At 42.5% G+C, this 23,627-nt stretch carries 32 protein-coding genes and 1 riboswitch; of the genes, 12 read left to right on the top strand and 20 right to left on the bottom strand.

Translation table 11 applies throughout. The features are described 5' to 3' along the window. The first annotated feature begins 162 nt into the window (after positions 1 to 162). Genes C6344_RS01495 through C6344_RS01485 form a run of 3 tightly spaced genes read left to right on the top strand, consistent with a single transcriptional unit; the run spans position 163 to position 1,912 of the window. Positions 163 to 903, top strand: coding sequence for an alpha/beta hydrolase (locus C6344_RS01495; RefSeq protein WP_106072667.1), 741 nt, complete (start codon positions 163 to 165; stop codon positions 901 to 903). Between the two features lie 52 nt (positions 904 to 955). Further along, positions 956 to 1,471 carry a YjcG family protein gene (locus C6344_RS01490; RefSeq protein WP_034663172.1) on the top strand — a complete coding sequence of 172 codons (516 nt, stop codon included), beginning with the start codon at positions 956 to 958 and terminating at the stop codon, positions 1,469 to 1,471. Positions 1,472 to 1,477: 6 nt separating this feature from the next. After that, complete coding sequence (locus C6344_RS01485; protein ID WP_058014269.1) at positions 1,478 to 1,912, top strand: GNAT family N-acetyltransferase; 435 nt, start codon at positions 1,478 to 1,480, stop codon at positions 1,910 to 1,912. 79 nt (positions 1,913 to 1,991) lie between these two features. Here C6344_RS01485 and C6344_RS01480 read toward each other — a convergent pair whose 3' ends face one another. Next, the gene (locus C6344_RS01480; RefSeq protein WP_034663177.1) at positions 1,992 to 2,249 is read right to left on the bottom strand and encodes a hypothetical protein; all 258 of its coding nucleotides are present in this window, start codon (positions 2,247 to 2,249) and stop codon (positions 1,992 to 1,994) included. A gap of 126 nt (positions 2,250 to 2,375) precedes the next feature. On the opposite strand from C6344_RS01480, the gene C6344_RS01475 reads away from it, so the two are divergent. After that, positions 2,376 to 4,688: a UvrD-helicase domain-containing protein gene (locus C6344_RS01475; RefSeq protein ID WP_106072666.1), complete on the top strand. Its 2,313-nt coding sequence runs from the start codon at positions 2,376 to 2,378 to the stop codon at positions 4,686 to 4,688. Between the two features lie 16 nt (positions 4,689 to 4,704). On the opposite strand, the gene spoVIF is transcribed toward C6344_RS01475, so the two are convergent. The 5 genes from spoVIF to C6344_RS01455 all read right to left on the bottom strand — a co-directional run bounded on the left by spoVIF (position 4,705) and on the right by C6344_RS01455 (position 6,181). After that, positions 4,705 to 4,962 carry a sporulation-specific transcription regulator SpoVIF gene (spoVIF, locus tag C6344_RS01470; protein WP_003212292.1) on the bottom strand — a complete coding sequence of 86 codons (258 nt, stop codon included), beginning with the start codon at positions 4,960 to 4,962 and terminating at the stop codon, positions 4,705 to 4,707. Between the two features lie 138 nt (positions 4,963 to 5,100). After that, a complete protein-coding gene (locus C6344_RS01465) occupies positions 5,101 to 5,238 on the bottom strand; it encodes a YjcZ family sporulation protein (RefSeq protein ID WP_003212017.1) in 138 nt (45 codons plus the stop codon). An 84-nt stretch (positions 5,239 to 5,322) separates the two neighbouring features. After that, positions 5,323 to 5,544 carry a hypothetical protein gene (locus C6344_RS01460; protein ID WP_060596024.1) on the bottom strand — a complete coding sequence of 74 codons (222 nt, stop codon included), beginning with the start codon at positions 5,542 to 5,544 and terminating at the stop codon, positions 5,323 to 5,325. 86 nt (positions 5,545 to 5,630) lie between these two features. After that, the gene (locus tag C6344_RS19080) at positions 5,631 to 5,759 is read right to left on the bottom strand and encodes a hypothetical protein (protein WP_258182060.1); all 129 of its coding nucleotides are present in this window, start codon (positions 5,757 to 5,759) and stop codon (positions 5,631 to 5,633) included. Positions 5,760 to 5,830: 71 nt separating this feature from the next. Then, positions 5,831 to 6,181 (bottom strand): DUF1360 domain-containing protein, encoded by a 351-nt coding sequence (locus tag C6344_RS01455; RefSeq protein ID WP_034620057.1) that lies wholly within the window; start codon positions 6,179 to 6,181, stop codon positions 5,831 to 5,833. Positions 6,182 to 6,358: 177 nt separating this feature from the next. On the opposite strand from C6344_RS01455, the gene C6344_RS01450 reads away from it, so the two are divergent. The 5 genes from C6344_RS01450 to C6344_RS01430 all read left to right on the top strand — a co-directional run bounded on the left by C6344_RS01450 (position 6,359) and on the right by C6344_RS01430 (position 9,007). Next, on the top strand, positions 6,359 to 6,745 hold the full coding sequence (locus C6344_RS01450; RefSeq protein WP_034663185.1) for a spore coat protein: 387 nt from the start codon (positions 6,359 to 6,361) through the stop codon (positions 6,743 to 6,745). 43 nt (positions 6,746 to 6,788) lie between these two features. Further along, positions 6,789 to 7,124, top strand: coding sequence for a spore coat protein (locus C6344_RS01445; protein ID WP_066031768.1), 336 nt, complete (start codon positions 6,789 to 6,791; stop codon positions 7,122 to 7,124). 88 nt (positions 7,125 to 7,212) lie between these two features. Then, complete coding sequence (locus tag C6344_RS01440; RefSeq protein ID WP_066031028.1) at positions 7,213 to 7,719, top strand: spore coat protein; 507 nt, start codon at positions 7,213 to 7,215, stop codon at positions 7,717 to 7,719. 146 nt (positions 7,720 to 7,865) lie between these two features. After that, positions 7,866 to 8,357, top strand: coding sequence for a CotY/CotZ family spore coat protein (locus tag C6344_RS01435; protein ID WP_060596022.1), 492 nt, complete (start codon positions 7,866 to 7,868; stop codon positions 8,355 to 8,357). Between the two features lie 206 nt (positions 8,358 to 8,563). Further along, on the top strand, positions 8,564 to 9,007 hold the full coding sequence (locus C6344_RS01430; protein WP_034663193.1) for a CotY/CotZ family spore coat protein: 444 nt from the start codon (positions 8,564 to 8,566) through the stop codon (positions 9,005 to 9,007). 35 nt (positions 9,008 to 9,042) lie between these two features. Here the strand turns inward: C6344_RS01430 and C6344_RS01425 are convergent, their stop codons facing one another. The 10 genes from C6344_RS01425 to C6344_RS01380 form a co-directional block, all read right to left on the bottom strand. Continuing rightward, a complete protein-coding gene (locus C6344_RS01425) occupies positions 9,043 to 9,765 on the bottom strand; it encodes a CotO family spore coat protein (protein ID WP_106071563.1) in 723 nt (240 codons plus the stop codon). 114 nt (positions 9,766 to 9,879) lie between these two features. Then, on the bottom strand, positions 9,880 to 10,656 hold the full coding sequence (fabI, locus tag C6344_RS01420; RefSeq protein ID WP_003211867.1) for an enoyl-ACP reductase FabI: 777 nt from the start codon (positions 10,654 to 10,656) through the stop codon (positions 9,880 to 9,882). Positions 10,657 to 10,806: 150 nt separating this feature from the next. Beyond that, positions 10,807 to 11,613, bottom strand: coding sequence for a bifunctional hydroxymethylpyrimidine kinase/phosphomethylpyrimidine kinase (gene thiD / locus C6344_RS01415; protein ID WP_106071564.1), 807 nt, complete (start codon positions 11,611 to 11,613; stop codon positions 10,807 to 10,809). 16 nt (positions 11,614 to 11,629) lie between these two features. Then, positions 11,630 to 12,643 (bottom strand): thiazole biosynthesis adenylyltransferase ThiF, encoded by a 1,014-nt coding sequence (locus C6344_RS01410; protein ID WP_034663202.1) that lies wholly within the window; start codon positions 12,641 to 12,643, stop codon positions 11,630 to 11,632. Beyond that, positions 12,640 to 13,407 (bottom strand): thiazole synthase, encoded by a 768-nt coding sequence (locus tag C6344_RS01405; RefSeq protein WP_066031031.1) that lies wholly within the window; start codon positions 13,405 to 13,407, stop codon positions 12,640 to 12,642. Before C6344_RS01405 ends, C6344_RS01410 begins: the two co-directional genes overlap by 4 nt. Positions 13,408 to 13,411: 4 nt before the next feature. Continuing rightward, entirely contained in the window at positions 13,412 to 13,615 is a 204-nt protein-coding gene (gene thiS / locus C6344_RS01400) for a sulfur carrier protein ThiS (RefSeq protein WP_034663206.1), read from the bottom strand. Beyond that, positions 13,612 to 14,724, bottom strand: coding sequence for a glycine oxidase ThiO (thiO, locus tag C6344_RS01395; protein WP_060596017.1), 1,113 nt, complete (start codon positions 14,722 to 14,724; stop codon positions 13,612 to 13,614). Before thiO ends, thiS begins: the two co-directional genes overlap by 4 nt. Beyond that, positions 14,708 to 15,325, bottom strand: a complete 618-nt coding sequence (gene tenI / locus C6344_RS01390) for a thiazole tautomerase TenI (RefSeq protein ID WP_060596016.1) — start codon at positions 15,323 to 15,325, stop codon at positions 14,708 to 14,710. Before tenI ends, thiO begins: the two co-directional genes overlap by 17 nt. Continuing rightward, entirely contained in the window at positions 15,300 to 16,010 is a 711-nt protein-coding gene (tenA, locus tag C6344_RS01385; RefSeq protein WP_066031032.1) for a thiaminase II, read from the bottom strand. The genes tenI and tenA overlap by 26 nt, the downstream gene beginning before the upstream one ends. A gap of 78 nt (positions 16,011 to 16,088) precedes the next feature. Further along, positions 16,089 to 16,198: riboswitch (TPP riboswitch) on the bottom strand. 59 nt (positions 16,199 to 16,257) lie between these two features. Then, positions 16,258 to 18,099: a monovalent cation:proton antiporter family protein gene (locus tag C6344_RS01380; protein ID WP_066031033.1), complete on the bottom strand. Its 1,842-nt coding sequence runs from the start codon at positions 18,097 to 18,099 to the stop codon at positions 16,258 to 16,260. A gap of 162 nt (positions 18,100 to 18,261) precedes the next feature. Here C6344_RS01380 and prpE point away from each other — a divergent pair, with 162 nt between their 5' ends. Beyond that, positions 18,262 to 19,005, top strand: a complete 744-nt coding sequence (prpE, locus tag C6344_RS01375) for a bis(5'-nucleosyl)-tetraphosphatase PrpE (protein ID WP_106072665.1) — start codon at positions 18,262 to 18,264, stop codon at positions 19,003 to 19,005. Between the two features lie 42 nt (positions 19,006 to 19,047). Here prpE and C6344_RS01370 read toward each other — a convergent pair whose 3' ends face one another. From C6344_RS01370 to C6344_RS01355, 4 genes are all read right to left on the bottom strand, one after another. Continuing rightward, entirely contained in the window at positions 19,048 to 19,941 is an 894-nt protein-coding gene (locus C6344_RS01370) for an RluA family pseudouridine synthase (protein ID WP_189313019.1), read from the bottom strand. 17 nt (positions 19,942 to 19,958) lie between these two features. Further along, on the bottom strand, positions 19,959 to 20,759 hold the full coding sequence (locus C6344_RS01365; protein ID WP_060596013.1) for an NAD kinase: 801 nt from the start codon (positions 20,757 to 20,759) through the stop codon (positions 19,959 to 19,961). A gap of 65 nt (positions 20,760 to 20,824) precedes the next feature. Next, the gene (gene yjbM, locus C6344_RS01360; protein ID WP_003211990.1) at positions 20,825 to 21,454 is read right to left on the bottom strand and encodes a GTP diphosphokinase; all 630 of its coding nucleotides are present in this window, start codon (positions 21,452 to 21,454) and stop codon (positions 20,825 to 20,827) included. 33 nt (positions 21,455 to 21,487) lie between these two features. Continuing rightward, the gene (locus tag C6344_RS01355; protein ID WP_106036697.1) at positions 21,488 to 21,853 is read right to left on the bottom strand and encodes a UPF0738 family protein; all 366 of its coding nucleotides are present in this window, start codon (positions 21,851 to 21,853) and stop codon (positions 21,488 to 21,490) included. 236 nt (positions 21,854 to 22,089) lie between these two features. Here C6344_RS01355 and C6344_RS01350 point away from each other — a divergent pair, with 236 nt between their 5' ends. Both C6344_RS01350 and C6344_RS01345 read left to right on the top strand, forming a co-directional pair. Further along, on the top strand, positions 22,090 to 22,668 hold the full coding sequence (locus C6344_RS01350) for a CYTH domain-containing protein (protein WP_106036696.1): 579 nt from the start codon (positions 22,090 to 22,092) through the stop codon (positions 22,666 to 22,668). A gap of 21 nt (positions 22,669 to 22,689) precedes the next feature. Continuing rightward, positions 22,690 to 23,460 (top strand): lytic transglycosylase domain-containing protein, encoded by a 771-nt coding sequence (locus tag C6344_RS01345; protein ID WP_106036695.1) that lies wholly within the window; start codon positions 22,690 to 22,692, stop codon positions 23,458 to 23,460. The last annotated feature ends 167 nt before the right edge of the window (positions 23,461 to 23,627 follow it).

Here is a 23,627-nt window from a genome sequence, read left to right as displayed (position 1 = left end):
AGGAATCGGACCAATTAATTAAAATTTTCTGTATTTTATAACAGATTCGATGTCAACTGAATGGATTGCATGTTAGCATATAGGAACAACGCTGTTTTTCATGTTACAATGAATGGAAACGTTTCACTTTGTGATGAAATTGGTTAGCTGGAGGAATGGATTATGGTGAAGAAAACAGGCATTATTCAAGAAGAAACCTTACATTCAAAAGAACTTGGGGCGGATATGACCCTTTTGATCTATTTGCCAGTCAATTACTCCCCCCTTTATACATATCATGTCATCATTGCCCAAGATGGTCATGATTATTTCCGCTTAGGCAAAATAGGCAGACAGGCGGAAGAATTGATGCAAAACAAAGAAATGGAACACTCGATTATCATTGGTGTCCCTTATGAAAATGTCTCGGAAAGACGGAATACGTATCATCCAGATGGCACAAAGTTTGAAGCGTATAAACGCTTTTTAGCAAATGAACTTGTCCCTTATATTGATACGCACTATCCAACCTATCAAATTGGCTCAGGACGCACGTTTATTGGTGATTCGCTAGGTGCTACGATTTCCCTTATGACAGCGATTGATTATCCTTCTTTATTTGGCGGGCTGATTTTGCAGTCTCCTTACGTTGATGATTCAGTCCTAGAAGCCGTTAAACAGTCGACAGCCCTTTCCCCTTATGCCATTATCCATCAAATTGGGCTGGAAGAAACGGCTGTGAAAACGACAGATGGCCAAGTGCTTGATTTTATTCAGCCGAATGAAGATTTAAAGGCGCTTCTTGAACAGTCAGGTGCGGATTATTTATTTGAGACATTCGAAGGGGATCATAAATGGACGTTTTGGCAGCCGCTCATTGCGCCTTCGTTAAAAAAAATGCTCCCATATTCGTTAATCAACTGAATTTTGTTATAATAAACAATAATAAATACTTTCTTATTCAGGAGGGAACATGATGAAATACGGAGTTGTTATATTTCCATCAAAAAAATTGCAAGATATTGCGAACTCTTACCGGAAGCGTTATGATCCGAACTATGCACTTATACCGCCTCATTTAACATTAAGAACACCTTTTGAATTAACGGATCTAGAAGCGGCTGAGGTCGTCTCAACGTTAAGAGAGTATGCAAAAAATGCTTCTCCTATTACGTTACGTATTAAAAAATTCAGTTCATTCGCTCCTGTAAACAACGTCATTTATATGAAAGTAGAACCGAACGAGGAAATCATGGCGCTCAATGAAAGGTTGTACGCAGATCCACTTGCTGGCACACCTGAATATGCTTTTGTTCCGCATGTGACAGTAGCTCAAAAACTATCAGATGATGAGCATTCAGACGTACTTGGTACATTAAAGCTGAGAAAGATTGACCATGAAGAAACCGTGGATCGCTTCCACCTTTTATATCAGTTAGAGAACGGATCTTGGACCGTCTATGAAACATTTATTTTAGGAGAAGAGGGTTAAAGACATTTGAAAACAGTCATCGCAACAGCACAAACACAACGAGAAGATGCATACTACGTTCGAAAAGAAGTGTTCGTAAAAGAACAAGAAGTCCCGTTAGAGATTGAAATAGATGAACTAGAGGACGAGGCCATTCATTTTGTCATTTATAATGATGAAATGAAGCCTCAAGCAGCCGCTAGACTGCGGATCATTGAAGGGCCAAAGGCAAAGCTGGAACGAATTTGTGTGTTAAAAGAGGCGCGCGCTTTCGGCCTTGGCCACAAACTATTAGAAGCGCTGGAAACAGAAGCCATTGCTAATGGAGCGAAGGAAGCGGTTATGCACGCACAAGTCCAAGCTCTTCCTTTCTACGAAAAGAAAGGCTACAAAGCCGTTTCTGAACCGTTTGAAGAAGCAGGGATCACACATGTCAAAATGACAAAAACACTATCTGTTTGACCAAAAGAAAAAGCCAGAGCATCCATGATGCCCTGGCTTTTCTTTATCATCGTTCGTCAAGGGAAGAAAGCGTAATCATTTATATATACGCATTAATATGAACGCCTTTGCCTTCTTCCATAAACATATCTCGTACAAAACGTTCCCGCTTTTTTTGCTGTACTTTCGTTTCTGCTTCTGTCACTAAGTCCTCTTTTTTCTCCAGCTCTCTGTATACCTTGTCATGAAAGGTGCGAGTAACCTTTGTTACTTTCGCGTAGTCTTCTTTATCCTGAGGAGCAGGACGATTGATATATTGAAAATACAGATCCGGCTGAATCGGGGCTATATATCCCATCAAGAACGCCTCCTTTGCTTCTCTTCTACTCTACTATTCCCTAATTATGACTGTTTGAAACACGTCTCATTTGATATGATTAGATGTGTTTCTTTTTAAGATTGATTAACTATTGGAGGACTAGCTTTGAAATGCGCACGACGACATGATCGAACGATCTCATTACATACGTATTCGAGAGAACATTATCAATTCCTCCATGACGAGGGAAAAAAAGGGCACTTATCCTGCCCATATTGCGGACAACCAGTCTTTTTCAGATTAAATATACATGAAGAACCTGCCTTTATTCATAAACATATGACGCAGCAAGAGATGTGTGAACAAGCAGAAGAACAAGAAGATCAGAAAAAAAATGCAGAGCAAGAGGAAAGTGCTTCCTATAAAGAACTTGGGGGCTTCCGTTTTCCAACAGGTAAACAGATCATCTCGCAAACGAATGAATCATATGACTGGCAGGAACCAAGGTCGATTCAATTTAGCGATGCGTTACATTTAGAAGAGAATGAACAAGCACATACCATCGAGCTCTTTCCGCATATTACCTTTAGCACACCGCAGCTTCAAGCTGTCACACATAAAGAAGGTCCAATGCTGGTGCTGGCTGGCGCTGGCAGCGGAAAAACAAGAGTCTTGACAGCTAGAGCGGCATATCTCATGTCACATCATCATATTCCTGCTCACCATATCTTACTCGTGACTTTCACCACAAAAGCTAGCAGTGAAATGAAAGAAAGACTGCGCAAGCAATACCAGCTTCACCCATCACAAGCAAGTCAAGTGGTGACAGGCACCTTCCACAGTCTTTTTTATAAAATGCTGCTTCATGACGATGCAAGCAAATGGAACGGCCAGCACCTGATCAAGTTTGACTGGCAGAAGGAACAGTACATTCGGAAAGCCATCATAAATGAAGGACTTGATGAAAAAGACTACCCTACCGATCAAGTACTGCAATCGATCGGCTTTTGGAAAAATGCTTTTTTACCAGGCGAGCTTCCTGTTTTGAAGGATGAAAAGGAAAAACACATGTGGACGATCTATCAATCTTATGAACAGCAAAAACGAGACAATCAGCAATTTGACTTTGATGACATGGCAATCGCCTGCTTGCACATGCTGACAGAACAGCCTGAACTGCTGAAACGATATCAAGAACGGTTCAAGTATATTTTAGTGGATGAATTTCAGGATATTAATCCAGTTCAATATCAATTGATTCAGCTTTTAGCTGGAGAATCTGAGCAGCTATTTTGTGTAGGTGATGATGATCAAGCCATTTATGCCTTTAGGGGCAGCCATCCTGCTTTCATTCTTGAATTTAAACGGGACTATCCTTCGGCTCAAATCGTCCATTTACATGCGAATTACCGGTCGCATCATACGATTGTCGCAAGTGCGGATGCCATTATTAAGAAAAATCAACATCGTTATGAAAAAACGTTAAAAGCCGTCCGTGCGGAGACAATCCCGCCTACGCTCTTTTATCCATATGACGAGGAAGAGGAAGCGACCATGATCGTGGCAGATATTCAGGAGAAAATTAAAAACGGCGCAAAGCCGAATGATATCTGCGTACTCTTTCGCACCAATACAGGAGGCCGCGCGATTTATGAGCGTCTGCATCAATCCGCGATTCCGTATGAGACGGAGGCTGGTGTCAAAGCCTTCTACAGCAGACGAATTGTTCGGGTTCTTCTCGCCTTTCTCTCTTTAAGTCAGGATGCCGATGATGTGGCTGCTATGAAACAGCTGCTTCCGGTTTTCTTTTTAAAGCAGCAGTCCTTGAACACGATGAAGGCACTGACCATCACGGAAGATTGTTCAATGGTAGACGCACTCGGAAAACTAACAGATATTCAGCCGTTTCAACGGAAAAAGCTGCAATCCATTGTTCCTCTGTTCCGCACGTTACGAACGTTAAAGCCGTCTGACGCTGTGACGTTTATTGAACAAAAGATGGGACTTGGTGATTACTTAAAAAAACGAGTGAACGATACGAATGTGCTTGAAAAAGGGGCGGATGATGTACGAGATGTAAAAACCGCCGCCAAACGCTTTGAAACGATTGAAGCCTTTCTCGCACATGCCGAACATATGAAATCTGCCGAAAAGGAAAAAACAGACGAAACGGGTGTTCAGCTCATGACGATTCACCGCGCAAAGGGACTTGAATTCCAAACGGTGTACATCACTTGCGTGGTCGACGGAGCACTGCCTCATGATTTCTCACTCGATGAACTAAGAAACGGTGATGAAGAAGCCCTAGAAGAAGAACGCCGTTTATTATACGTGGCCATGACAAGAGCTGAACAATCTCTTTATCTATCTGTTCCATCATTTAGGCGAGGAAAAACCGCTCATCGCTCGCGCTTTTTGTATCCCCTACTAAAGAAAAACCGAGAATTATTCACAGAAAAACAACAGGCCCCCCTTTAAGCGGAGAGCCTGTTGTTTATTTTTTGTTGTTCATCATTTTAGCGATTGTATTGAAATCAAGCTTTTCTTTTCCACTTGTAATCGATTGAACGATTTTGTCTTCCATTTCTTTAGGTACACGCTTATTCGCAAGCTGCGCTACTTTTTTAATGACGCCTCGAACCGTTGCTTCATCTTTAAAGTTGGCATTTTGCAAAGAACCTGCAAGCTTAAAAACATCATTCATATTCACACCCGTTTTATTTTCAACGCTTTTAAAGAATTTATTATCCATTCATTTGCCTCCTCTTTGTGGAGTAATCACCTTACTATATGAAAATAGGCGAGATATGTGCCTATCCTAAAGCCTTGTTTGCCCAAAGAGAAAGGAAAGCAAAAGGCTCCCCCATTGCTTCCCTCACCTTCTTACTGTTTAGTTAAAGAAAGAAGCACCAACGATGATTAGAAGGATGAACAACACGACGACAAGAACAAATGTTGATCCATATCCGCCGCCATAACCTCCGCCGTAGCCGCCGCAAGAACCGCCACCGTAACCGTAACAACTCATATATAAGCACCTCCTCTTCTCCCTTACAAAATATGAAAAATACTACAAATGGTTTGGACGATCACATAAAAAAGTGCGGAATTTTTATTTCTGCTGTTTAAAGACGTAATCTGCCTCTCCATGACGCATCATGAATGCTTCTGTTTCTTTCGCAAAAGCATCCATCTTCTCGCCAAATACCTTTAAGTGCTGCTCAAGATCATTCGCTTTATCCGCTAGATCCATTTCACCCTTTTCGTGCGCTTGTTCTTTTCCATCATGAGGTTTAGTGAACAAGGAGCCGATTAATTGTTCGAATGCATCCATTCTGGTCACCCCTTCTCTCTTACATATGCATCACTCAAAAAAAGGGCAACAAAAAAACCGGATAAATCCGGCTTTTGTTTTTTGTTCTATTGAGGTTTCTTTTTCTTTCCACAGCCGCAATCTGCTTTTTTGATTTTCTTCGTATAAACAGATTGTTGATTTGACTGCGCTGGATAACCTTGAAGCATATGTGACGGTGTTTCAGTTGGTTTCATCGCAACCCTTCCTTTCCTATTCCATGATAGTATATGCATTTTTTGAAAGCGTGTCTGATCAGTATGCCTGTTTATTTCACCAGCTTTGAGACGATCGCTTCAATAATGCCTGCTGCCGCGGCAATTGCTAATAGTAAATTAAGCCACATGCTGATGACAGGAAATAGTATGTATATCAGAAGTAAAGCAGCAGTGCACCACATGCCAGTACACCAATAACAGCTTAACAGCTCTCCTACCCAAGACCGCAGCCCTTTACCTTTAATGATGATATATGTCTCCACTTCACCTTGTTCATTGACCTCTTCCTGTTCTTCATGAAATAAACGGCGGAAAGGAGCAGTAATGGTATCAAACACAATCAGCCTCGTCAGTCTAAAGGATGCGAGGGCAAACACGACAAATGACAAAGCACCACTCAGGAGCCTCCACCTCCTTTTTTCTTCTTTTTTGCGTCCTTTCTTTATATATGCAAAAAGAAAGACCGCCATGATGAATCGAGCGGAAATAAAATTGGGTTGTACTTTTTCACGCTTTCCGATTCCACCTTGAGCCTCTGCTGCATTAAATAATGTATAGATAAGAAAGGAGTGAAAGTATTGTCTATTGAAGAAAGTGCTGATTTATTATACACACAACTGTTAAACGAATTAATCAGCAATTATGATGATTTCATTGAGATCAAAGATTCCGAAAATGTCACAATTCATAAAACAGATGTAACAGCTGCACTCTCCCTTCAAGCGACCGTAACGACAATCATTACTCTTTTAATTCAACTTCTTGTACCAGACGATGAATTGGCTGCAGACATCACAGATCAGCTTTTATCCACACAACAAGTGACAGTCCAAAAGAAAACTGTGATTCAAATCATCAACTGCTATAACATTACGATTACATTATCAGATGCATCCATTATGAACTCCGTCCAAATTCTCACTCAAACATTGAATGTACTCTTAGTTGAAGCCGGCATTCTTTGACCCTTTCTTTTCTAACATGACGTATGAAAGAGGTGAAATCATCGTGGCTGAAGAGAACGAAAAAAAGGAGTTTCAAATCAATACTGATGTTGATCCATTAACGAGTCTTCTTGTAAGTGATGTGTTAAACAAAAACAATATCACAGATGATCAGAAAGCAAATATCTCAGATGATCAAAGAAGAATGATTTTGAAATTAGTGGAGGACTTGCAAAAGAAAGCAAATGATTTCGTAGAACAGCAGCAGGAGAAAAAAAGGCAGGCTGAGGCAGCAAAACATCCGGAAGAAGTACAGCCTGAACCAAAAGTACGTCCAAAACGAAATTCACTTCGAGATCGTATTCAGCAGCGCCGTGATGCGCAGCGTAATAACGATTAAATAAAAATGGGTTGCCTGCTAGGGTAAATGCCCGAGACAAAACCACGCATTCCAGCATTTAATAAAGTAAACGGAAGGAGGAATAGAAATGGATTCTAAACCATATTCTTGGGTCGCTCTAGATCGTAACTGTACACACCACGGACACCACGGACACCACGGACACCACGGCGATTACAACTATGAAAGAAAAGCAGTTTGTGATGGCCACTATTATGATGATGAAGATGTCTTACAAGAATTTGATCAAGTAAGCTTCACAAAGCAGACATCTGAGGAAGTCATTATCGTCAGAGACTCTTGTGACATTAACGTCTCTTCTGTTGATGCACAGGTTGCAGCATCTATCCAAGTAGCTGTTCAAACAGCGATCATCACCATTACAAATATCTCAATCGCAGACGGTGATCTGGCTGACCGCGTCACACAAGATCTTTTACAAGCCGCTACTCACAAACAAACAAACCGCCAGAAACTTGTCATCGAAAATTCAAGAAACGTTACAGTATCGACAATCGATGCGGATATCTCGATCGCGATTCAAACACTTACTCAAACACTTGTTGCGACAATCGTTGCAATTGGTATCCTCTAATGTCCAAAAGCAGAGCGAAAAGCTCTGCTTTTCCTTTTATAAAAATACAACAAATATAAATAGTCATTTACCCACACCAACTAGAGGGCGCATACATATGTTGTTAAGGACTAAAGTCAAATACCTTGTTAAAGGAGCTGAAATCCATGAGCTGCGGAAAACACCATGGCCGACATGATGAAAACTGTGTATGCGATGCGGTTGAAAAGATTTTAGCAGAGCAGGAAGCTGTAGAAGATAAATGTCCTACGAGCTGCTACAGTAATTTATTAAGCCCGACAGTTTCTGGAAAAGATACAATTCCGTTTTTAATTTTTGATAAAAAGGGCGGATTGTTTTCTACTTTCGGAAACATTGGAGGATTTGTTGACGATTGCCAATGCTTCGAATCCATTTTCTTCCGGGTTGAAAAATTACACGACTGCTGTGCTACGTTATCTGTATTAAGACCTGTTGATGTACACGGACATACGCTAAGCGTGTGTCACCCTTGTGACCCTGACTTCTTTGGTCTAGAAAAAACGGACTTTTGTATTGAGGTTGATCTAAACTGCTTCTGCGCGATCCAATGTTTAAACCCAGAGCTTGTCGACAGAGTCATGCCATCGAAAGATAAAAAGCATCATCACCACGGCTAAACCAATCGTCCGTTGACCTAACTTGTCATGAGTCAAAGCATCCCCTTCCTTACGAATGACAGCCAATCATGCGGAGCAGTCAGCATAAGAGCTGCCGCTTCCGCATTGATTGAAAGTAGATGTATCAACTGGCAAAACAAAAAAGCTTGTAGATGATGACAGTGCTCAAACACTCAAACAAATTTCCTAGTATAGGAGGGTTGAATATGAGCCGCAAACATTCATGGAGCTGTGTAGCAGAGGCTGTTGAAAATATTAACGACTTACAAAGTGCCGTCGAAGAAGATTGCCCGACCAGCTGTTACAGCAATCTCCTTTCTACATCCCATTCATTAGGTGACACTGTCCCGTTTGTTCTCTTTACATCCAAATCAAAACCATTCGTCGCATTCGGAAACGTCGGAGAAGTAGATGCAGGTCCTTGCTTCAGCACTGCATTTTTCAGAGTCGAACACATCTGTGATCACTGCGCAACACTCAGCTTGCTTATTGCATTTGACAAAGACCGTCATATTTTAGATTTTACAGATAAAGATTCCTTATGTGATGTGTTCCGATTAGAAAAATCGAAGTATTGCATTGAAGTAGATCTTGACTGCTTCTGCGCAATCGAGTGCTTAAATCCACGACTCATCAACCGTAACTGCTAACAAAAAAAGTCCCTCTATGGGACTTTTTTTATTCGTTAAAAGCCAAGCGGATGAATCGAGGAAATTTCATCTATTGCTAATTCAACTGGATTTCCCCCGCCCGCTGTTCGAATGACCACTAGATCTTCTTTTCGATCCATGATAATTCCTCTATATGTTTTACCATCAGCTTCAATCAGGCAAAGGGCTCTTGGCATATTATGAGGCAGGCTTGTGAGAAAATCGACTTTTTCGTCAATACTCATCTGACTTAAAGGCTTTTTCACTCGTTTTCTTCTAGGTTCTTCTTTTGTTTCATGAAATACACCTTCTGGCGGCTTTTCCTCTTCTCGCTGGGGTTTTCGTTCTTGTATAAGTTCTGGTTCTTGTGTGATGTCTTGTTCTTGTGTAAGCTCTGGTTCTTGTGTGATGTCTTGTTCTTGTGTAAGCTCTGCTTCTTGCGTGATGTCTTGTTCTTGTGTAAATTCTGCTTCTTGTGTGATGTCTTGTTCTTGTGCAAGTTCTGCTTCTTGTGTGATGTCTTGTTCTTGCTGAAGTTCAGGCGGCCCGACTTCTTTTTTCTTCTCTATTTCTTGAGCCACGGGTTCCTCGTGCGTACTTTCTTCGATCACGTCTTTTGCACTCTGATGACTTTCTTGCGGTTTTTCTGATTTCTTTCGCTTTCTCACGATATTTTGCATGGCCGGCATTGATTCATCATAGCTCGGCTGAACAATATACATAAGCGGCTTCTGGTTCTCATCACCTTTATTTGACATACTAATCCCTCCCGAATGATTCATTCCTTATATATATGAGCGGATGTCTCAAATCAGAAGAAAAATAAAAAAACAGCATACCCATCTTTGGTATGCTGCAATTCAATGATTCGTTTAGCGGGCAATGATATGGAAGCCAGAATCAACATGCAGATTCTCACCTGTCATGCCGCGTGATAGATCACTGAATAAGAATAGAGCTGTATCGCCAACTTCTTCAGGAGTCGTTGTACGGCGAAGCGGTGCACGCTCTTCAATATCCTTCAGGATTGTATTAAAGCCGCTGATGCCTTTTGCAGACAGCGTACGAATTGGACCAGCAGAAATACTGTTCACACGGATACCTTCTGCGCCTAAATCAGCTGCTAAATATTTCACACTTGCTTCAAGTGCTGCTTTCGCTACACCCATTACGTTGTAGTTAGATACCACACGCTCTCCGCCTAAGTATGTAAGCGTGACAATGCTTCCACCTTCTGTCATCAATGGACGTGCTGCTTTTGCTACAGCTGTTAATGAGTATGCACTAATGTTGTGCGCCAAAAGGAAACCTTCACGGTTCGTGTTTAAGTATTCACCGACAAGTTCTTCCTTGTTTGCAAATGCAATCGCATGCGCAACGCCATGAATGACTTGTACTTTTTCTTTAATTGTAGCGAAACATTTTTCGATTTCTTCGTCACTTGTCACGTCACATGGAAGAATGATTGAATCATCACGCTCAAGTGTGCTTGCAAGTTCTTTTACAGATTCAGCAAGACGATCTCCAACATAAGTAAAAATCAAACGAGCTCCAGCTTCGTGAAGTGAGCGGGCAATTCCCCAAGCGATGCTTCGTTTATTGGCAACACCCATCACCACGATATTACGGCCTTCTAAAGAAAAGTTCATATGTAATAAAGCCTCCTATTTTTTCAAGACATAGTATTAGTACCTGATCATAATATTATCACAGATCATGAGAGAATGACAATTTCCGCTGAAAGAAAGTTTCTTTTTCATCAAAAAACCGCCCTCGCAAGTGAAGACGGTTCGATTCTCTTATCGTTTGAGCCTGTTTTGCTGATAAGCAAAATGGTTGGTAGGTCCATGTCCAGCTCCAATATTCAAAGGGAATTTGATGGCTTCATGGACAAAGGTTTCTGCTGTTTCAAAGGCCTCTCTCATGGAGTACCCTTTCGCAATTTCAGCTGTTAATGCCGCTGCAAACGTGCAGCCTGTGCCATGTGTATGCGGGGTATCAATATGTTCGTTTGTGACTTCTATAAAGCCTTTTCCATCATACAACAGGTCTGTTATCATACCGCCAGAGGGGCCGTGTCCCCCTTTGATCACGACATGTTTCGTACCAAGCTCATATAGACGTTCCGCTGCTAGATAGCGATCCTCTTTTGTCTGAATGCGCATGCCTGTCAGCACTTCTGCCTCAGGAAGATTCGGCGTTACGGCATAGCTGACAGGCAGCAAGTGTGTTTTCAACGCAGAGACCGCATCTTCATTTAATAAAGAGGCCCCTCCCTTTGCGATCATGACTGGATCGACAATCAGCTTCATCTCATATTGAACCGTTTTTTCAGCAACCGTATTGATCATTTCGGCACTCCACAGCATTCCTGTTTTGACGGCATCTGGCAGCAAGTCTTCTGCGACTGCATCTATTTGACTTTTTAACGCCTCGATTGAAAGAGGGTATATACCGTGAACGCCAAGTGTGTTTTGTGCTGTAATCGCTGTGATCGCAGACATTCCGTACACACCGAGCTCCTGAAAGGTTTTCAAATCAGCTTGAATGCCTGCTCCACCGCCCGGATCAGAACCCGCGATTGTGAATGCTTTTTTGATCGTCATTTCATCACACCTCTCATTAGCCAATCCATTGATGATAAATGGTTCTTGCTTTGGCCATATCATTTGTACCATGTACAAGTGCTCTGCCATCTTTAAATAAAACAAGCTTATATTCATCCTTTTGACAAGAAAGTAAATACGGATTTTCAAGCACATCCATTCCTGCTTTCTTTAAGCGAATAGCCACTTCGTGTAATGGCGGCGGGATTTCAGCAGCACTGCGGATTTGTACCGTATTGCGGCCGCATAGTACATCTGCCTTCGCTCTCTTGTCATAGGAGAGAAAAGGATATGTCTTCAGCCCACAGCTTGGACATTGCTTCTTCTTTAAGGAACTGGCTGATCGGATGTCAGATCGTTCATTGGTCCATAAATCAAAGGATCTTAAAATTGGCGTCACTTGATGGCCTGTTAAATATTTAAGGGCATCTGCCACTTGATATGCCGCCACCTGCTGCACCACTGGACTAATGATACCGGCTGTATCACAGGTCATGCCTTGTGCGGGTAAATGTTCAAGCAGGCAGTGTAAACATGGCGTCTCACCAGGAATCACAGTGAATTGAATACCATAGCTGGCTACACAGGCTCCGTAAAGGAACGGAATTTGATGTTTGACAGCAGCATCATTTGCAATCATCCTCACCTCAAAATTATCCGCTGCATCCACGATAATCGAAGCCCCGCTGACAAGTTCATCAATATGTTGAGCGGTCACATCGATGACAATTCCTTTGACATGTACGTCACTGTTCACCTGCTTGAGTCTTTTTTCAGCCGCCACAGCCTTTGGCAGCCGATCATGCACATCTTGCTCCGTGTAAAGCTGCTGTCGCTGAAGGTTGCTCCATTCAATATAATCTCGATCCAAAATGGTGACAGATCCAACGCCAGCACGAACGAGCATTTCAGCACTGGCTGTTCCAAGTGCCCCTGCACCAATAATGACAGCCTTTGAGTCTTTTAACCGCTTTTGCCCCTCTGTGCCGATTGGCTGAAAGAGCTCTTGGCGCGAATAACGTGTGCTCAAAATGCCGGCATTCCTTCCTGCGGACTGCTTGCTGTCCCATAGTTTTTCAAAGGAATCCGTCCTGCCTCGAAGCCTAGTCTTCCTGATTCAATCGCCAGCTTCATGGCTTTTGCCATTTTCACAGGGTCCTTTGCACCAGACACAGCTGTGTTCAGTAATACAGCGTCAGCCCCTAGCTCCATCGCATAAGCTGCATCCTTTGGAGAGCCTACACCAGCATCAATAATCACCGGCACCTTCGCCTGCTCAATAATAAATGAGAGATTCAGAGGGTTTAGTAAGCCTTGCCCTGAACCAATCGGAGAAGCACCCGGCATGATGGCATGGACACCGAGCTCTTCTAATTTTCTCGCCAGTACCACATCATCAGATGTATATGGCAGCACGATAAACCCTTCTTCCAATAGCCTTTCAGATGCTTTTAACGTTTCGACTGGATCTGGCAGAAGAGACCTTGAGCAGCCAATGACTTCTACCTTGATCATGTCACACAGTCCAGAAGCCTTCGCTAAACGAGCAATACGAACTGCCTCTTCCGCAGTACTTGCACCAGCTGTATTCGGAAGCAGCGTATATTTTGATAAATCAAGCTGCTCCAAAAAATTAGGCTGAGATGCTTCGAAAATGTTCATTCTTCTCACAGCAAAGGTTAAAATTTCTGCTTCTGATACGTTCACGGCTTCTTTTTGAACTTCAAATGATGGATACTTCCCTGTACCAAGTAATAATCTTGATGTGAATGTTTTTCCGCCAATGTGCAGCATGTTGTCATCCTCCTCCTACAAAGTGAACGATTTCAATCGTGTCATTAGATTGAATTTTTACTTGTTGAAACGCTTCTTTGTCAATAATTTCTTGGTTCTTTTCCACGATCACTACTCTATTTTCAAGCTGATAGGCTGATAGCAGATCATAGATCGTTCCATTCTCTTGATCGAAATCAACGATTCTGCCATTCAATTGAATTTTCATACAAACAGTGCCTCCTTTCGGCCAATACGAAACGCGTGAAGCCATTCCTTTTTGACCGGTTCACCCAATATCAGGTCGCGAATGATCTCTCCAGTAATCGGGGCAAGTAAAATGCCATTTCTGTAATGCCCTGCAGCAAAAAGAATACGCTGATCTTCTGGGTGTCTTCCAATGTAGGGATGCCGGTCGCTTGTCGCCGGGCGAAGACCAGCCCAGCACTGATCAATCGGCATCTCCTTGATCGAAGGCATAAGCTGAGACGCCTTTTGAATCACAGCTTCGATGCCGCCAAGCGTTGGAACAGCCTGCCATTCGTTTGGCTTCATCGTTGCACCAACGACCAGTTTGCCGCTATCTCGTTGAACGATATAACAATGATCATGGTAAATGGTGTGCGCGAGTGCTGGACCATTATTCCATACAGACACACACTCCCCTTTTACTGGATAAAGAGAATGAGTTAATCCAAGCTCTTCAAAAAAACGGCCAGACCATACACCACTCGCTACAGTCAGATCATCACATGTGAATGTTCCCTTCGTTGTTCTAATCGCTAACGCTTCTTTCTCCCGCTTCACTTCGATCACGGGTGTACATTCTTTCACATCTGCCCCGAACCTTACCGCCGCTTGCCAAAATGCCCGGCATACCGCATAAGGTTCGACATGAACATCCTCTTTAATCAAACCTGCTCCTAAGATGTTATCTGCCATTTGAGGCATGCATTTTTTTACGCTGCTTGCGTCCAGCCAATCAAATGTAGACAAATACTGCATCCGGCAAAGTGCTTGTTTCTCTTCTTCTGTAAAGGCTACCTTCATGATACCGCCCGCTGATGTCCGAATATCAATGCCAGATTCATGCTGTAGATCGACTTTTAACTTCTCGTACAATGCCTGGCTTGCTCTGCCTGCTTGGAAAAAAATATTCTCATGCCCCTCTCCTTCAGCATGTGCACCGAGCATCCCAGCAGCCGCACTTGTCGTTTGCTTCCCTACCTCATTCGCCTCAAGTAAGACGACCTGCTTTCCTGCTTTTGCAAGGTGATAGGCAATGGACATTCCTATGATTCCACCACCAATGATTGCAACGTCATAATGCTTCTTCATAAGGATGCCCCTTTACCTGTTTAGAAAATGCTTGTGCCATCATGCGCGGCTGATGATGAGTAAAAATCCCAGACATGACAGCAATCCCTTTCACATTCGCGTGTTTCAATTCTGGAATGCGGTCAGGTGTCAATCCACCGATCGCCACCACTGGAATAGACAGTGAAGATGTCAGTTCTTTCACAAGCTGTACGCCTCTTGCCTGAAGTCCTGGTTTACAAGTGGTGTCATATACGTGCCCAAACATGACATACTCTGCTCCATTTTTCTCCGCTGCTTTCGCTTCTTCTATCGAATGAACAGAGACACCCGCATGAAGGTGAGGGAATTTTTGCCGCAGCTCTTTTGGCGAAAAGCTATGGCCTGGGAGATGTACCCGGTGAATATTGGTGAGCAGTGCAACGTCTACTCTGTCGTTGATGATGAGCTTCTCTTTCGGTACACCTTCTAAAAAGAGTCTTTTCACGAGATCAACAAGCTCACTTGCTGTTTTAGACCGTTCCCGGATATGAATAAAATCCACTTCAGGTGCGATGGCTTTTATTTGTTTGATCAGTTCATCCACAGGAAGCGAATCATTTGTCACTGCGTGGAGTTCCATTTGCACCAACCCCATCTAAGCATGCTGTTTGCCATGTTTCTTTTTGATACGCCATTTCCCAGAAATGGTACTCGTAATAGCTTGAAATCACAAAATTTTCTTTCATATTGGCCCGTACTTGTTCTGACGCTTTTTCGGCTAGTTCATCAAAGCGGTTGACCTGTTCAAAGACGAGCTCCTTAAACCAATCCCCTCCATATGTCAAAATCCATTCCTGATAAATCGGATGGTCAGGTGTTGTTTGTTTCAGCTTTTCACCCACCTCATAATATAGCCAGTAGCACGGCAATAATGCGGCTAAAATCTCTTCAAATCGCCCGCTTTTCACAGATCGGTACATATGAGAGGTATACGCATAAGCAGTCGGAGAAGGCTTAAAGTTCTCGATGGCTTCATCTGAAATCTGCAAAAGCTCTGTGAACTTTCTATGCAGCGACAGCTCTGCTTCATACGTACCCTGCGCATGATACGCCATTCTGCCCGTCGTATGTAAGTCCTCACTAATCGCTGCGCCATATGCTTGCACCTTTGCAAAATGAGTTAAATAATATGAATCCTGCATCACATAATACGTGAAACGATCGAGTGAAAGCGTGCCATCTCCAATCCCTTTGACAAATGGGTGTGTGAAGCTTCCATTCCACCATGTTGCTGCTGCTTCTTTACATTCAGTTGAAAACGTCATGTTTCTCTCCTCCTGTTTTTCCATATAAAAAAGCCACTTTCCGCGTGGAAAGTGGCTTGGAATTTGTAAAAAGCATAGTCAAAAACCGCACCACTTCCCTACGCAGGTATGAACCTGTTCAGGTAATGAGGGTCTAAAAGTCGACACTTTTATCTCAGCCCTTTTAAAGGACTCCCCTAGTGGATCAAATATATGATGTTGTACTTCTATCTTAATCAGGAATTGTTCATTGGTCAAGGGTTCATTCTTACTCTAATTGGGCTCTTAGTCCTGCCACATACTCACGAGAGCCTGACACAAGCACACGGTCGCCGCTTCTAAGCGTGGTATCTCCATGTGGTACTAAGCTGTCTACCCCTCTGAAAATACGGACAAAGACCAAATCACCGGTAAACGGAAATTCCCTCAGCATGACATTGTGATAACGATGATTGTTCATTTGAATTTGATACAAAGAAGTATCCTCATTTGTTAATAATCGAATCGCATCCGGTGCTTCAATCAAGGCTCTTAGCACCGTTTTAGATGATAGGAAATTAGAAAACGTATCAATGCCTGCTTCCTTCAATGTCAGCTCTGTCTCAGCTTTGTTGACACTAGCAATGACTTGTTTCGCTCCTTCTTCCTTTGCAAATAAAGCAATTTCCTTATTTTTCGTCTCACTGCCTGTTGCGACGACGAGGACATCCTCCTGGCCAACGCCTGCCTTTCGCAGCGTCTCATCGTCGTACTCTTCAATCGATTCGACTTCAAAGATGGAGTCAGCAAGCAGCGCTTCTTTATTTTCTTGAAAGACATGTAAAATCCGAATATCATATTCATCCTGATGTAAATCAAGTGTGACAGGTAAGGTCAGCTGATTTGCACCAATAAAGGTCACACGTTTTTTATGGCTCGCAGCTTGTTCTTTTTTAAACAGCGCTTTAAACCAAACAGGCGTTAAAATACTCGTGAGTACCGCGACTAGAATCAGCGCTCCAGACATTTTATGGTCAATGACTCCGAGCCGCTCCCCTATCGTCGCAGCTGCAATGACGAGTGATAACGTCGATGTTAATAAAAAGCCAGAACCGATCACTTTTTTCATGTCATACCATTTTTTCAAATAAAGAATCGGGATGAGCTTACTAACCAGTAATGCAATAAACAGCAGCGGGATCATGATCATAATGGTTGGGTCCTTGAACAGTGCCCATATATTTAAATCCACTCCGACCATCACAAAGAAGATGGGGATCAAAAATCCGTAGCCAAATGAATCCAGCTGCTGGACAAGCTCTTTATTCGGCGAAAGAAGGGACACAAGTACGCCCGCTAAAAACGCCCCAAGAATATTTTCAGCACCGAGTGATTCAGATAAGGCAACTAAGACTATAATGAGAGTAAAGATCGCCCTTGTCCCAATTTGCACGGTCCCTTTTGACATGGACTGAAAAATCGACTTTGTCTTAAATACGCGGCCAAATAAATAAAGCAGAATGCCCGCAGCAAATAATAAGAGCAGAAGCCACATATTCCCTGTACCATCGCCATAAATGGAGGAAAACACAGCAAGTAAAATCATCGTCACCAAATCAGCAATGACGGCGACAAGCAAGATGATTTGACCGATATTCGTCTGCATTAACTTTTCCTCTTTTAAGGTGGGAACCACTACCCCTAATGAGATGGTCGATATAATGAGCGTCATTAAAAAGGCATTTTGGATAAACCCTGCAAGGACAAACGCATAGGACAGGATAAAAGAAATACTAAATACGCCAACAAAAATAATCGTGGCTGCCTTAAACGTATTTGGTTCTTTTAGACCATTTGGCAGTTCTCGTGCTTTCTTCTTTGACTCAAAAGAAGAAAAATCTATTTCAAGTCCACTTAAAAACATCAGAAAAATAAAACCGAGCATGGATAACGTGTCTAACCATGCATCATGTTCAACTACCAGTTGAAGACCGCTTTTTCCAATGATGAGCCCCATGATGATTTCAGCAACAACGACCGGAATGGTCAGCTTAAATCGGTGCAATAAAAGTGGGGTGAAAAAGGCGACAATAATAACGACAACGAGTGATGAAACAGATGTATGCTCCATTGGCTAAAGCCTCCTAACATTGATGTTTAATCTTTTAAGTTTTACGTTAAAGCATTGATTCTAACAATTGCCTAAATGAAAAGAAAGCCATTCGTTATATGTTCTAAAATTCAAACTTCTTTAACCCCGATGAATGGATGAGAAAGATCAGGAGGAAATCTTATGAAATTTGATATCATTGGAGATATCCACGGCTGCTACGAAGAGCTGCTTACCCTCATACACAAACTAGGATACGAACTCAAACATGGATTACCCGTCCATCCTGATAAGAGAACGCTAGCCCTTGTCGGTGATTTAACAGATCGAGGCCCTCAGTCAGTAGATGTGATGCGATTTGTCATTCATGCCTACGCACACGGCGCGATCCGCTACGTACCTGGCAACCATTGCTTTAAGCTTTATCGCTATTTGAAAGGAAATCCCGTGAAATTACTTCATGGCATCGAAACCACAGTGAACGAAATAAAAAAGCTGCCCCTTCATGAACAAACCAAATTGTCACATGAATTTAAGCAGCTATTTGAGAAGGCTCCGCTTTACGATGTACTCATTCCTGATGAACTGATTATTGCTCACGCAGCGATGAAGGAAAAGGACATTGGAAGAAAACCGAACAAACAGGTGCGATCCTATCTATTATTTGGCGCGGTCACAGGAGAAACATGGCCAGATGGACGACCTGTGCGGAAGGATTGGGCAAAGGAATATCGCGGAAAACCGTGGATTGTATACGGACATACACCAGTGAAAGAACCCCGCTTCGTTGGCAGAACCGTCAATATTGATACAGGCTGCGTATTTGGCCACCGGCTGTCTGCCCTCACATATCCTGAGCTTGAAACGGTCTCTGTTCCTTCCTCTATGCCTTATGACGATTCAAGGTTTCAGCATTTCACATCATAAAAAAACCCGGTCCTGCGCTTGCAGGTAGCCGGGTTTCTCTATTTAAAGCAGCAATGATTTCATGTCTTCAGGAAGCGGAGCCGAGAATGTCAATTCCTCCCCAGTCATCGGATGAGGAAAGACAAGAGTCTCACTATGCAGTGCCTGACGGTCCATCCGCTCACTCGTTCCGCCATATAGCGTATCTCCGATGAGCGGGTGACCAAGATACTTCATATGAACACGAATTTGATGTGTTCTCCCAGTTTCAAGTGATAGAGCCACATCTGACATGTTCAACTCAGCGTCCACCGCTCGCACTGTAAAATGCGTCACTGCTTCCTGTCCAGTATCATCGACCATTCGCTCGATGATACTATCTCCTTTTCGGGCAATTTTTGCACGAATGGTTCCATACTTTTCCGAGATCATGCCATGTGTAAACGCTCTGTATGTTCGTTTGACCGCTCCACTTTTTTGCGCTTTTGATAAAAGGCTGTGGGCAAAGCGATGCTTGGCCACGAGCATGACGCCCGATGTATCACGATCAAGGCGGTTCACCAAATGAACCGTCAGCCGAACAGACTGCTCTGCATAATGGTGCAGCAATCCATTCGCAATACTGTGCTCTGGGTGTTCCCGAGAAGGAATGGACGGGATATATGGCTTTTTATTCAGCACAAGGACATGCTCATCCTCAAATAAAATATCAAGCGGAATCGGAGCAGGCTTCAGCCCTTCACTCACTTTTTCCTCTGGGAATAAAATGGTGAGCCTGTCTCCGTTATGCAGCTTGTATCTCACAGTCACATGCTCTCCATTAATGAGGAGATCACCGCCATCAAATTTAATATCCGCCAGCATTCTTTTTGAAATGCCAAGATCTATTAAATAATTCTTTAAAAGCAGCCCTTCTTCTTTGGCTGTCACGGTTTTATTTAGCGTAAAGTATTCCAGCGAGAACGACCTCTTTCTTATTCTCCTTTTCCGATAAAGGAATCTTGCACCCTTTTCCAAAACGGAAATGGTCTAAATCGGGCAAAACGGACATTCTCGTCGGCTACCCGGCATTGAATGGATTTGACGTCCTTATGAAGCAGCGTCAAATGATCAATGGTTACTTGAAAATCAACATCATTCATCGGTTTAATGACACAAGTATGGTGGTCTGGCAAAATAAGCGGTGAACCGACCGTTCGAAACACTCTGTTGTTGATTGAAGCCATTTCTGCCAGCTGAATGGCTCTAATGGAAGGATGAATAATGGCGCCTCCAAGTGCTTTATTATAGGCTGTACTGCCAGACGGTGTAGACAGACAAAGACCGTCACCTCTGAATGTTTCAAACAGCTGACCCCTAATTTCAACATCTGCCACAAGCGTCCCTTCCATACTTTTAATGGTACATTCATTCATCGCTAAATATTTCTCTTCTCTGCCGCCGTCGTTGTATCTGACAATGACTTCTAAGATCGGATATTCCACAATGTGATAAGGCGTTTTCGCAATAGCTAAGACGAGTTTTTCAATTTCACTTGGCACCCAGTCAGCATAAAAACCAAGATGACCTGTATGAACACCGACAAAAGCTGTTTCATTCAGACGGTCGCTATAACGGTGAAACGCATAAAGAAGGGTGCCGTCTCCACCAACCGTAATGACAAGATCCGGTTCCTCTTCGTTGAGTTCCATCCCGAAATCCAATAAGTAGGTCTGAATTTTATTTTTGAGTGTGTCAGATACAGAATTCCCTTTCGAAGAAACTGCAAATTTCATGAATTCTTCTCCTTTTCCACCTTGCTGCTATGAGAGGGCAGCATCATATTTGATCAAGCTCAGGCTCAGCTATCGTTTTTCTTTTTCCGGGAAAATGCCACTTGTGCTTCTTGAATTTCCCCTCTAATTTCAGACATCTCATCATCAAGCAGAGATGCTGCCTCAGAAGCTCTTTGAAGGCGCAGCTTGACTTTCTCCGGGATATTCCCGCTATATTTATAATTCAGAGAATGCTCAATGGTCGCCCAAAAGTTCATCGCAAGTGTACGAATTTGGATTTCGACGAGGAGCTGCTTCTCTCCGTTGATCGTTTGCAGCGGATATAACACAACAAGGTGGTATGAACGGTATCCGCTTTCTTTATGTTCTGCAATATAGTCGCGTTTATCAACAACCACAAAGTCTTTTCGTGACTGGAGCATTTTTTTCACGACTTGTATGTCTTCTACAAACTGGCACATAATGCGAAGCCCAGCAATATCCTGCATCGTTTCGATTTCATGCATCGGGATGTTTTTACGCTTTGCCTTTTCTAATATGCTGGCAACAGGTTTCACTCGGCCTGTGACAAATTCTACTGGTGAATGGTCATCCTCAAATTCATACAGCTTTCGAATGCCCTTTAGTTTCACTTTTAATTCTTCGACTGCTTGTTTATACGGTGCGAGGAATTGATCCCATTGTTTTTTGTCCATGAAACTTCCCCCAATTCCATATACCTAATTATTTCAGAGGAATGTGCTCTTCACTTTCTCTTCCATATCTCCGTAATTGGCATTGTCTTTAATATTGTCGATTAAATAATGTAATTCTTGATGAAGCTGAATGAGTTCTAACGAATGTTCTCCCGCTGCCAAATAGACAGGGATGTCAAGATTCATTGCTTCTTTTATTGGAGCCCATGTATGTTCCCCTAAGATAAGATACGAAAAGGACTCCTCGTTTTCAAGTATGTAAACGAACGCAAAGTGATCAGAATCAACAAGCATTTGTCCTGATGCTTTTGCTTTTTGGATTTGCTCTTCTGACGTGGTCGTCAAAATTAGCCTGTCTTCTTTTAAAGTTGCTTCTGTGATTTCAATTCGGTTTTGCATCATGATCTCCTTTACAACAAAGTACAGCTTTATTTTATCATATCAAGTTCAATATTGATAAACCGAACTTTTTGAGAAAATCCTATTTTCTTCTTATAAATGATCCTTTCACATGATTCTCCATTTATTTTGGCACATGTGGAAAGAGAAATAAGAGATAAAAACAGCCTTTTACATGATGAACACACTTCATGTACAATAATCATATTTCCTCTAAATGAAAGGTTGATGTCAAAATGGCACAGGAAATTGAAATAGAGCTAAAGCAATTGTTAATGAAAGAAGAATTTGAACAGCTGAAACAACATTTTCAATTGAAGGATTCGGATTTTCACACACAAACCAACTATTACTTTGATACACCTCAATTTGATATAAAATCTCAATTCGCTGCACTAAGAATGAGAGAAAAAGACGGTCAGTGGGTTCTCACGTTAAAGGAACCACACGAAATAGGCTTGCTCGAAACCCACCAAACGATCGCTCCTCCTTCAAGCCTTGACGATTTTCAGCTGCCAGAAGGTGAAGTAGCTGACAGGTTAGACCATCTGAACATTCAAAAGGATCAAATTGTGTATTTTGGTTCACTTGAAACATCAAGAGCTGAAAAAAAGATCAAAGAAGGCTTAATTGTTTTGGATCACAGCCGATATTTAACAGTAGAGGACTATGAACTTGAATTTGAAGTGAGCGACCTGGAAATCGGACAAGCCGCATTCTCCGCATTGCTCCAAAAATTCCAAATCCCTGTACGAAACACGAAAAACAAAGTCGTACGTTTTTATGAAGAGAAAATGAAAACACAGAATAGATGAATTCCTTGAAGGAGGAACATGATGAACGTCAATCAACTTCAATCCTTTATGCAGCTTCAAGCGCTTAAAACGTTACAATCAGACCCTGGACAAACACAAATACCGGCCGGCCAAGAATCGAATGCACAAGCTTCATTTCAGTCGCTGCTGCAAGATTTTTTAGGCGGCGGATCAGAATTATCACGCCTGCCGCTTTCTATTTCTGCGTTTATGGGAACGGACCCATCAACGGCTCCGAACACGCAATACGCGCGTACAAACCCATACTTGTCTGCTATCGCTGGCAGTGAGCAGCTTCAATCTCCATCTTCATATGCGAATGACGCTCAATTGAATACAGCGAACGGCATTGGGAATGTCTTAAACAACAGCTACACGCCGCCGCTTCAAAAGGCTGTTTCAAACGGCTCATCATCAAAAGAAATTAATCAAATCGTGTCACAAATGGCTCAAAAGCATGGCGTTCCAGAGAAGCTGATTCATGCGGTCATCAAGCAAGAATCCGGCTATCGTACGAATGCGGTCAGTCATGCAGGAGCACTTGGCCTCATGCAGCTTATGCCATCTACTGCTAAGTCACTTGGTGTGAATAATGCCTTTGATGCGGCCCAAAACATCGAAGGCGGTACGAAGTATATAAAACAAATGCTTCAGAAATATAATGGAAATGTCTCACTCGCCTTAGCTGCTTATAATGCAGGCTCAGGAAATGTTGATAAATACGGTGGCATTCCACCATTTAAAGAAACACAAAATTATGTAAAGAAAATCACAGCACAATATTTCGCTTAAACCGAAGAGAATAACCTCTTCGGTTTTTTGTATGTCGCTTTTCACCCTTTTTTGACTGAATGTGTTATGATATGGTCAATTGATCACGGAACCCGCCTCTCCCCTTATTTCCAATAGACCAAAGCGGTTTGTTTGTGGAATTGAGTTGAGGTTGTTAAAATAAGTAT

Source organism: Bacillus sp. GBSW19, from assembly GCF_002998655.1.
Lineage (GTDB): Bacteria > Bacillota > Bacilli > Bacillales > Bacillaceae > Bacillus.
Note: the sequence above shows the minus strand (reverse complement) of the source record. Positions and strands in the feature narration are given on the sequence as shown.

Excerpts from the sequence above, each read along its gene's own strand:
- thiS (WP_034663206.1), bottom strand. The coding sequence starts at position 13,615 with ATGAAAATTCAATTGAATGGCAGAATCGTTGATTTCGATCAAGAGAAT.
- fabI (WP_003211867.1), bottom strand. The coding sequence starts at position 10,656 with ATGAACTTTTCTTTAGAAGGCCGTAATATCGTGGTGATGGGTGTTGCC.
- thiD (WP_106071564.1), bottom strand. The coding sequence starts at position 11,613 with ATGACGATCAAAAAAGCATTCACAATCGCGGGTTCTGATCCGGGCGGT.
- C6344_RS01430 (WP_034663193.1), top strand. The coding sequence starts at position 8,564 with ATGAGCCGCAAACATTCATGGAGCTGTGTAGCAGAGGCTGTTGAAAAT.
- C6344_RS01380 (WP_066031033.1), bottom strand. The coding sequence starts at position 18,099 with ATGGAGCATACATCTGTTTCATCACTCGTTGTCGTTATTATTGTCGCC.
- C6344_RS01490 (WP_034663172.1), top strand. The coding sequence starts at position 956 with ATGAAATACGGAGTTGTTATATTTCCATCAAAAAAATTGCAAGATATT.
- prpE (WP_106072665.1), top strand. The coding sequence starts at position 18,262 with ATGAAATTTGATATCATTGGAGATATCCACGGCTGCTACGAAGAGCTG.
- C6344_RS01460 (WP_060596024.1), bottom strand. The coding sequence starts at position 5,544 with ATGGATGCATTCGAACAATTAATCGGCTCCTTGTTCACTAAACCTCAT.
- yjbM (WP_003211990.1), bottom strand. The coding sequence starts at position 21,454 with ATGGACAAAAAACAATGGGATCAATTCCTCGCACCGTATAAACAAGCA.
- C6344_RS01495 (WP_106072667.1), top strand. The coding sequence starts at position 163 with ATGGTGAAGAAAACAGGCATTATTCAAGAAGAAACCTTACATTCAAAA.
- C6344_RS19080 (WP_258182060.1), bottom strand. The coding sequence starts at position 5,759 with ATGAAACCAACTGAAACACCGTCACATATGCTTCAAGGTTATCCAGCG.
- C6344_RS01405 (WP_066031031.1), bottom strand. The coding sequence starts at position 13,407 with ATGCTGCACATTGGCGGAAAAACATTCACATCAAGATTATTACTTGGT.
- C6344_RS01440 (WP_066031028.1), top strand. The coding sequence starts at position 7,213 with ATGGATTCTAAACCATATTCTTGGGTCGCTCTAGATCGTAACTGTACA.
- C6344_RS01345 (WP_106036695.1), top strand. The coding sequence starts at position 22,690 with ATGAACGTCAATCAACTTCAATCCTTTATGCAGCTTCAAGCGCTTAAA.
- C6344_RS01350 (WP_106036696.1), top strand. The coding sequence starts at position 22,090 with ATGGCACAGGAAATTGAAATAGAGCTAAAGCAATTGTTAATGAAAGAA.
- C6344_RS01355 (WP_106036697.1), bottom strand. The coding sequence starts at position 21,853 with ATGCAAAACCGAATTGAAATCACAGAAGCAACTTTAAAAGAAGACAGG.
- C6344_RS01480 (WP_034663177.1), bottom strand. The coding sequence starts at position 2,249 with ATGGGATATATAGCCCCGATTCAGCCGGATCTGTATTTTCAATATATC.
- C6344_RS01425 (WP_106071563.1), bottom strand. The coding sequence starts at position 9,765 with ATGTCAAATAAAGGTGATGAGAACCAGAAGCCGCTTATGTATATTGTT.
- tenI (WP_060596016.1), bottom strand. The coding sequence starts at position 15,325 with ATGGAACTCCACGCAGTGACAAATGATTCGCTTCCTGTGGATGAACTG.
- spoVIF (WP_003212292.1), bottom strand. The coding sequence starts at position 4,962 with ATGGATAATAAATTCTTTAAAAGCGTTGAAAATAAAACGGGTGTGAAT.
- tenA (WP_066031032.1), bottom strand. The coding sequence starts at position 16,010 with ATGACGTTTTCAACTGAATGTAAAGAAGCAGCAGCAACATGGTGGAAT.
- C6344_RS01465 (WP_003212017.1), bottom strand. The coding sequence starts at position 5,238 with ATGAGTTGTTACGGTTACGGTGGCGGTTCTTGCGGCGGCTACGGCGGA.
- C6344_RS01435 (WP_060596022.1), top strand. The coding sequence starts at position 7,866 with ATGAGCTGCGGAAAACACCATGGCCGACATGATGAAAACTGTGTATGC.
- thiO (WP_060596017.1), bottom strand. The coding sequence starts at position 14,724 with ATGAAGAAGCATTATGACGTTGCAATCATTGGTGGTGGAATCATAGGA.
- C6344_RS01365 (WP_060596013.1), bottom strand. The coding sequence starts at position 20,759 with ATGAAATTTGCAGTTTCTTCGAAAGGGAATTCTGTATCTGACACACTC.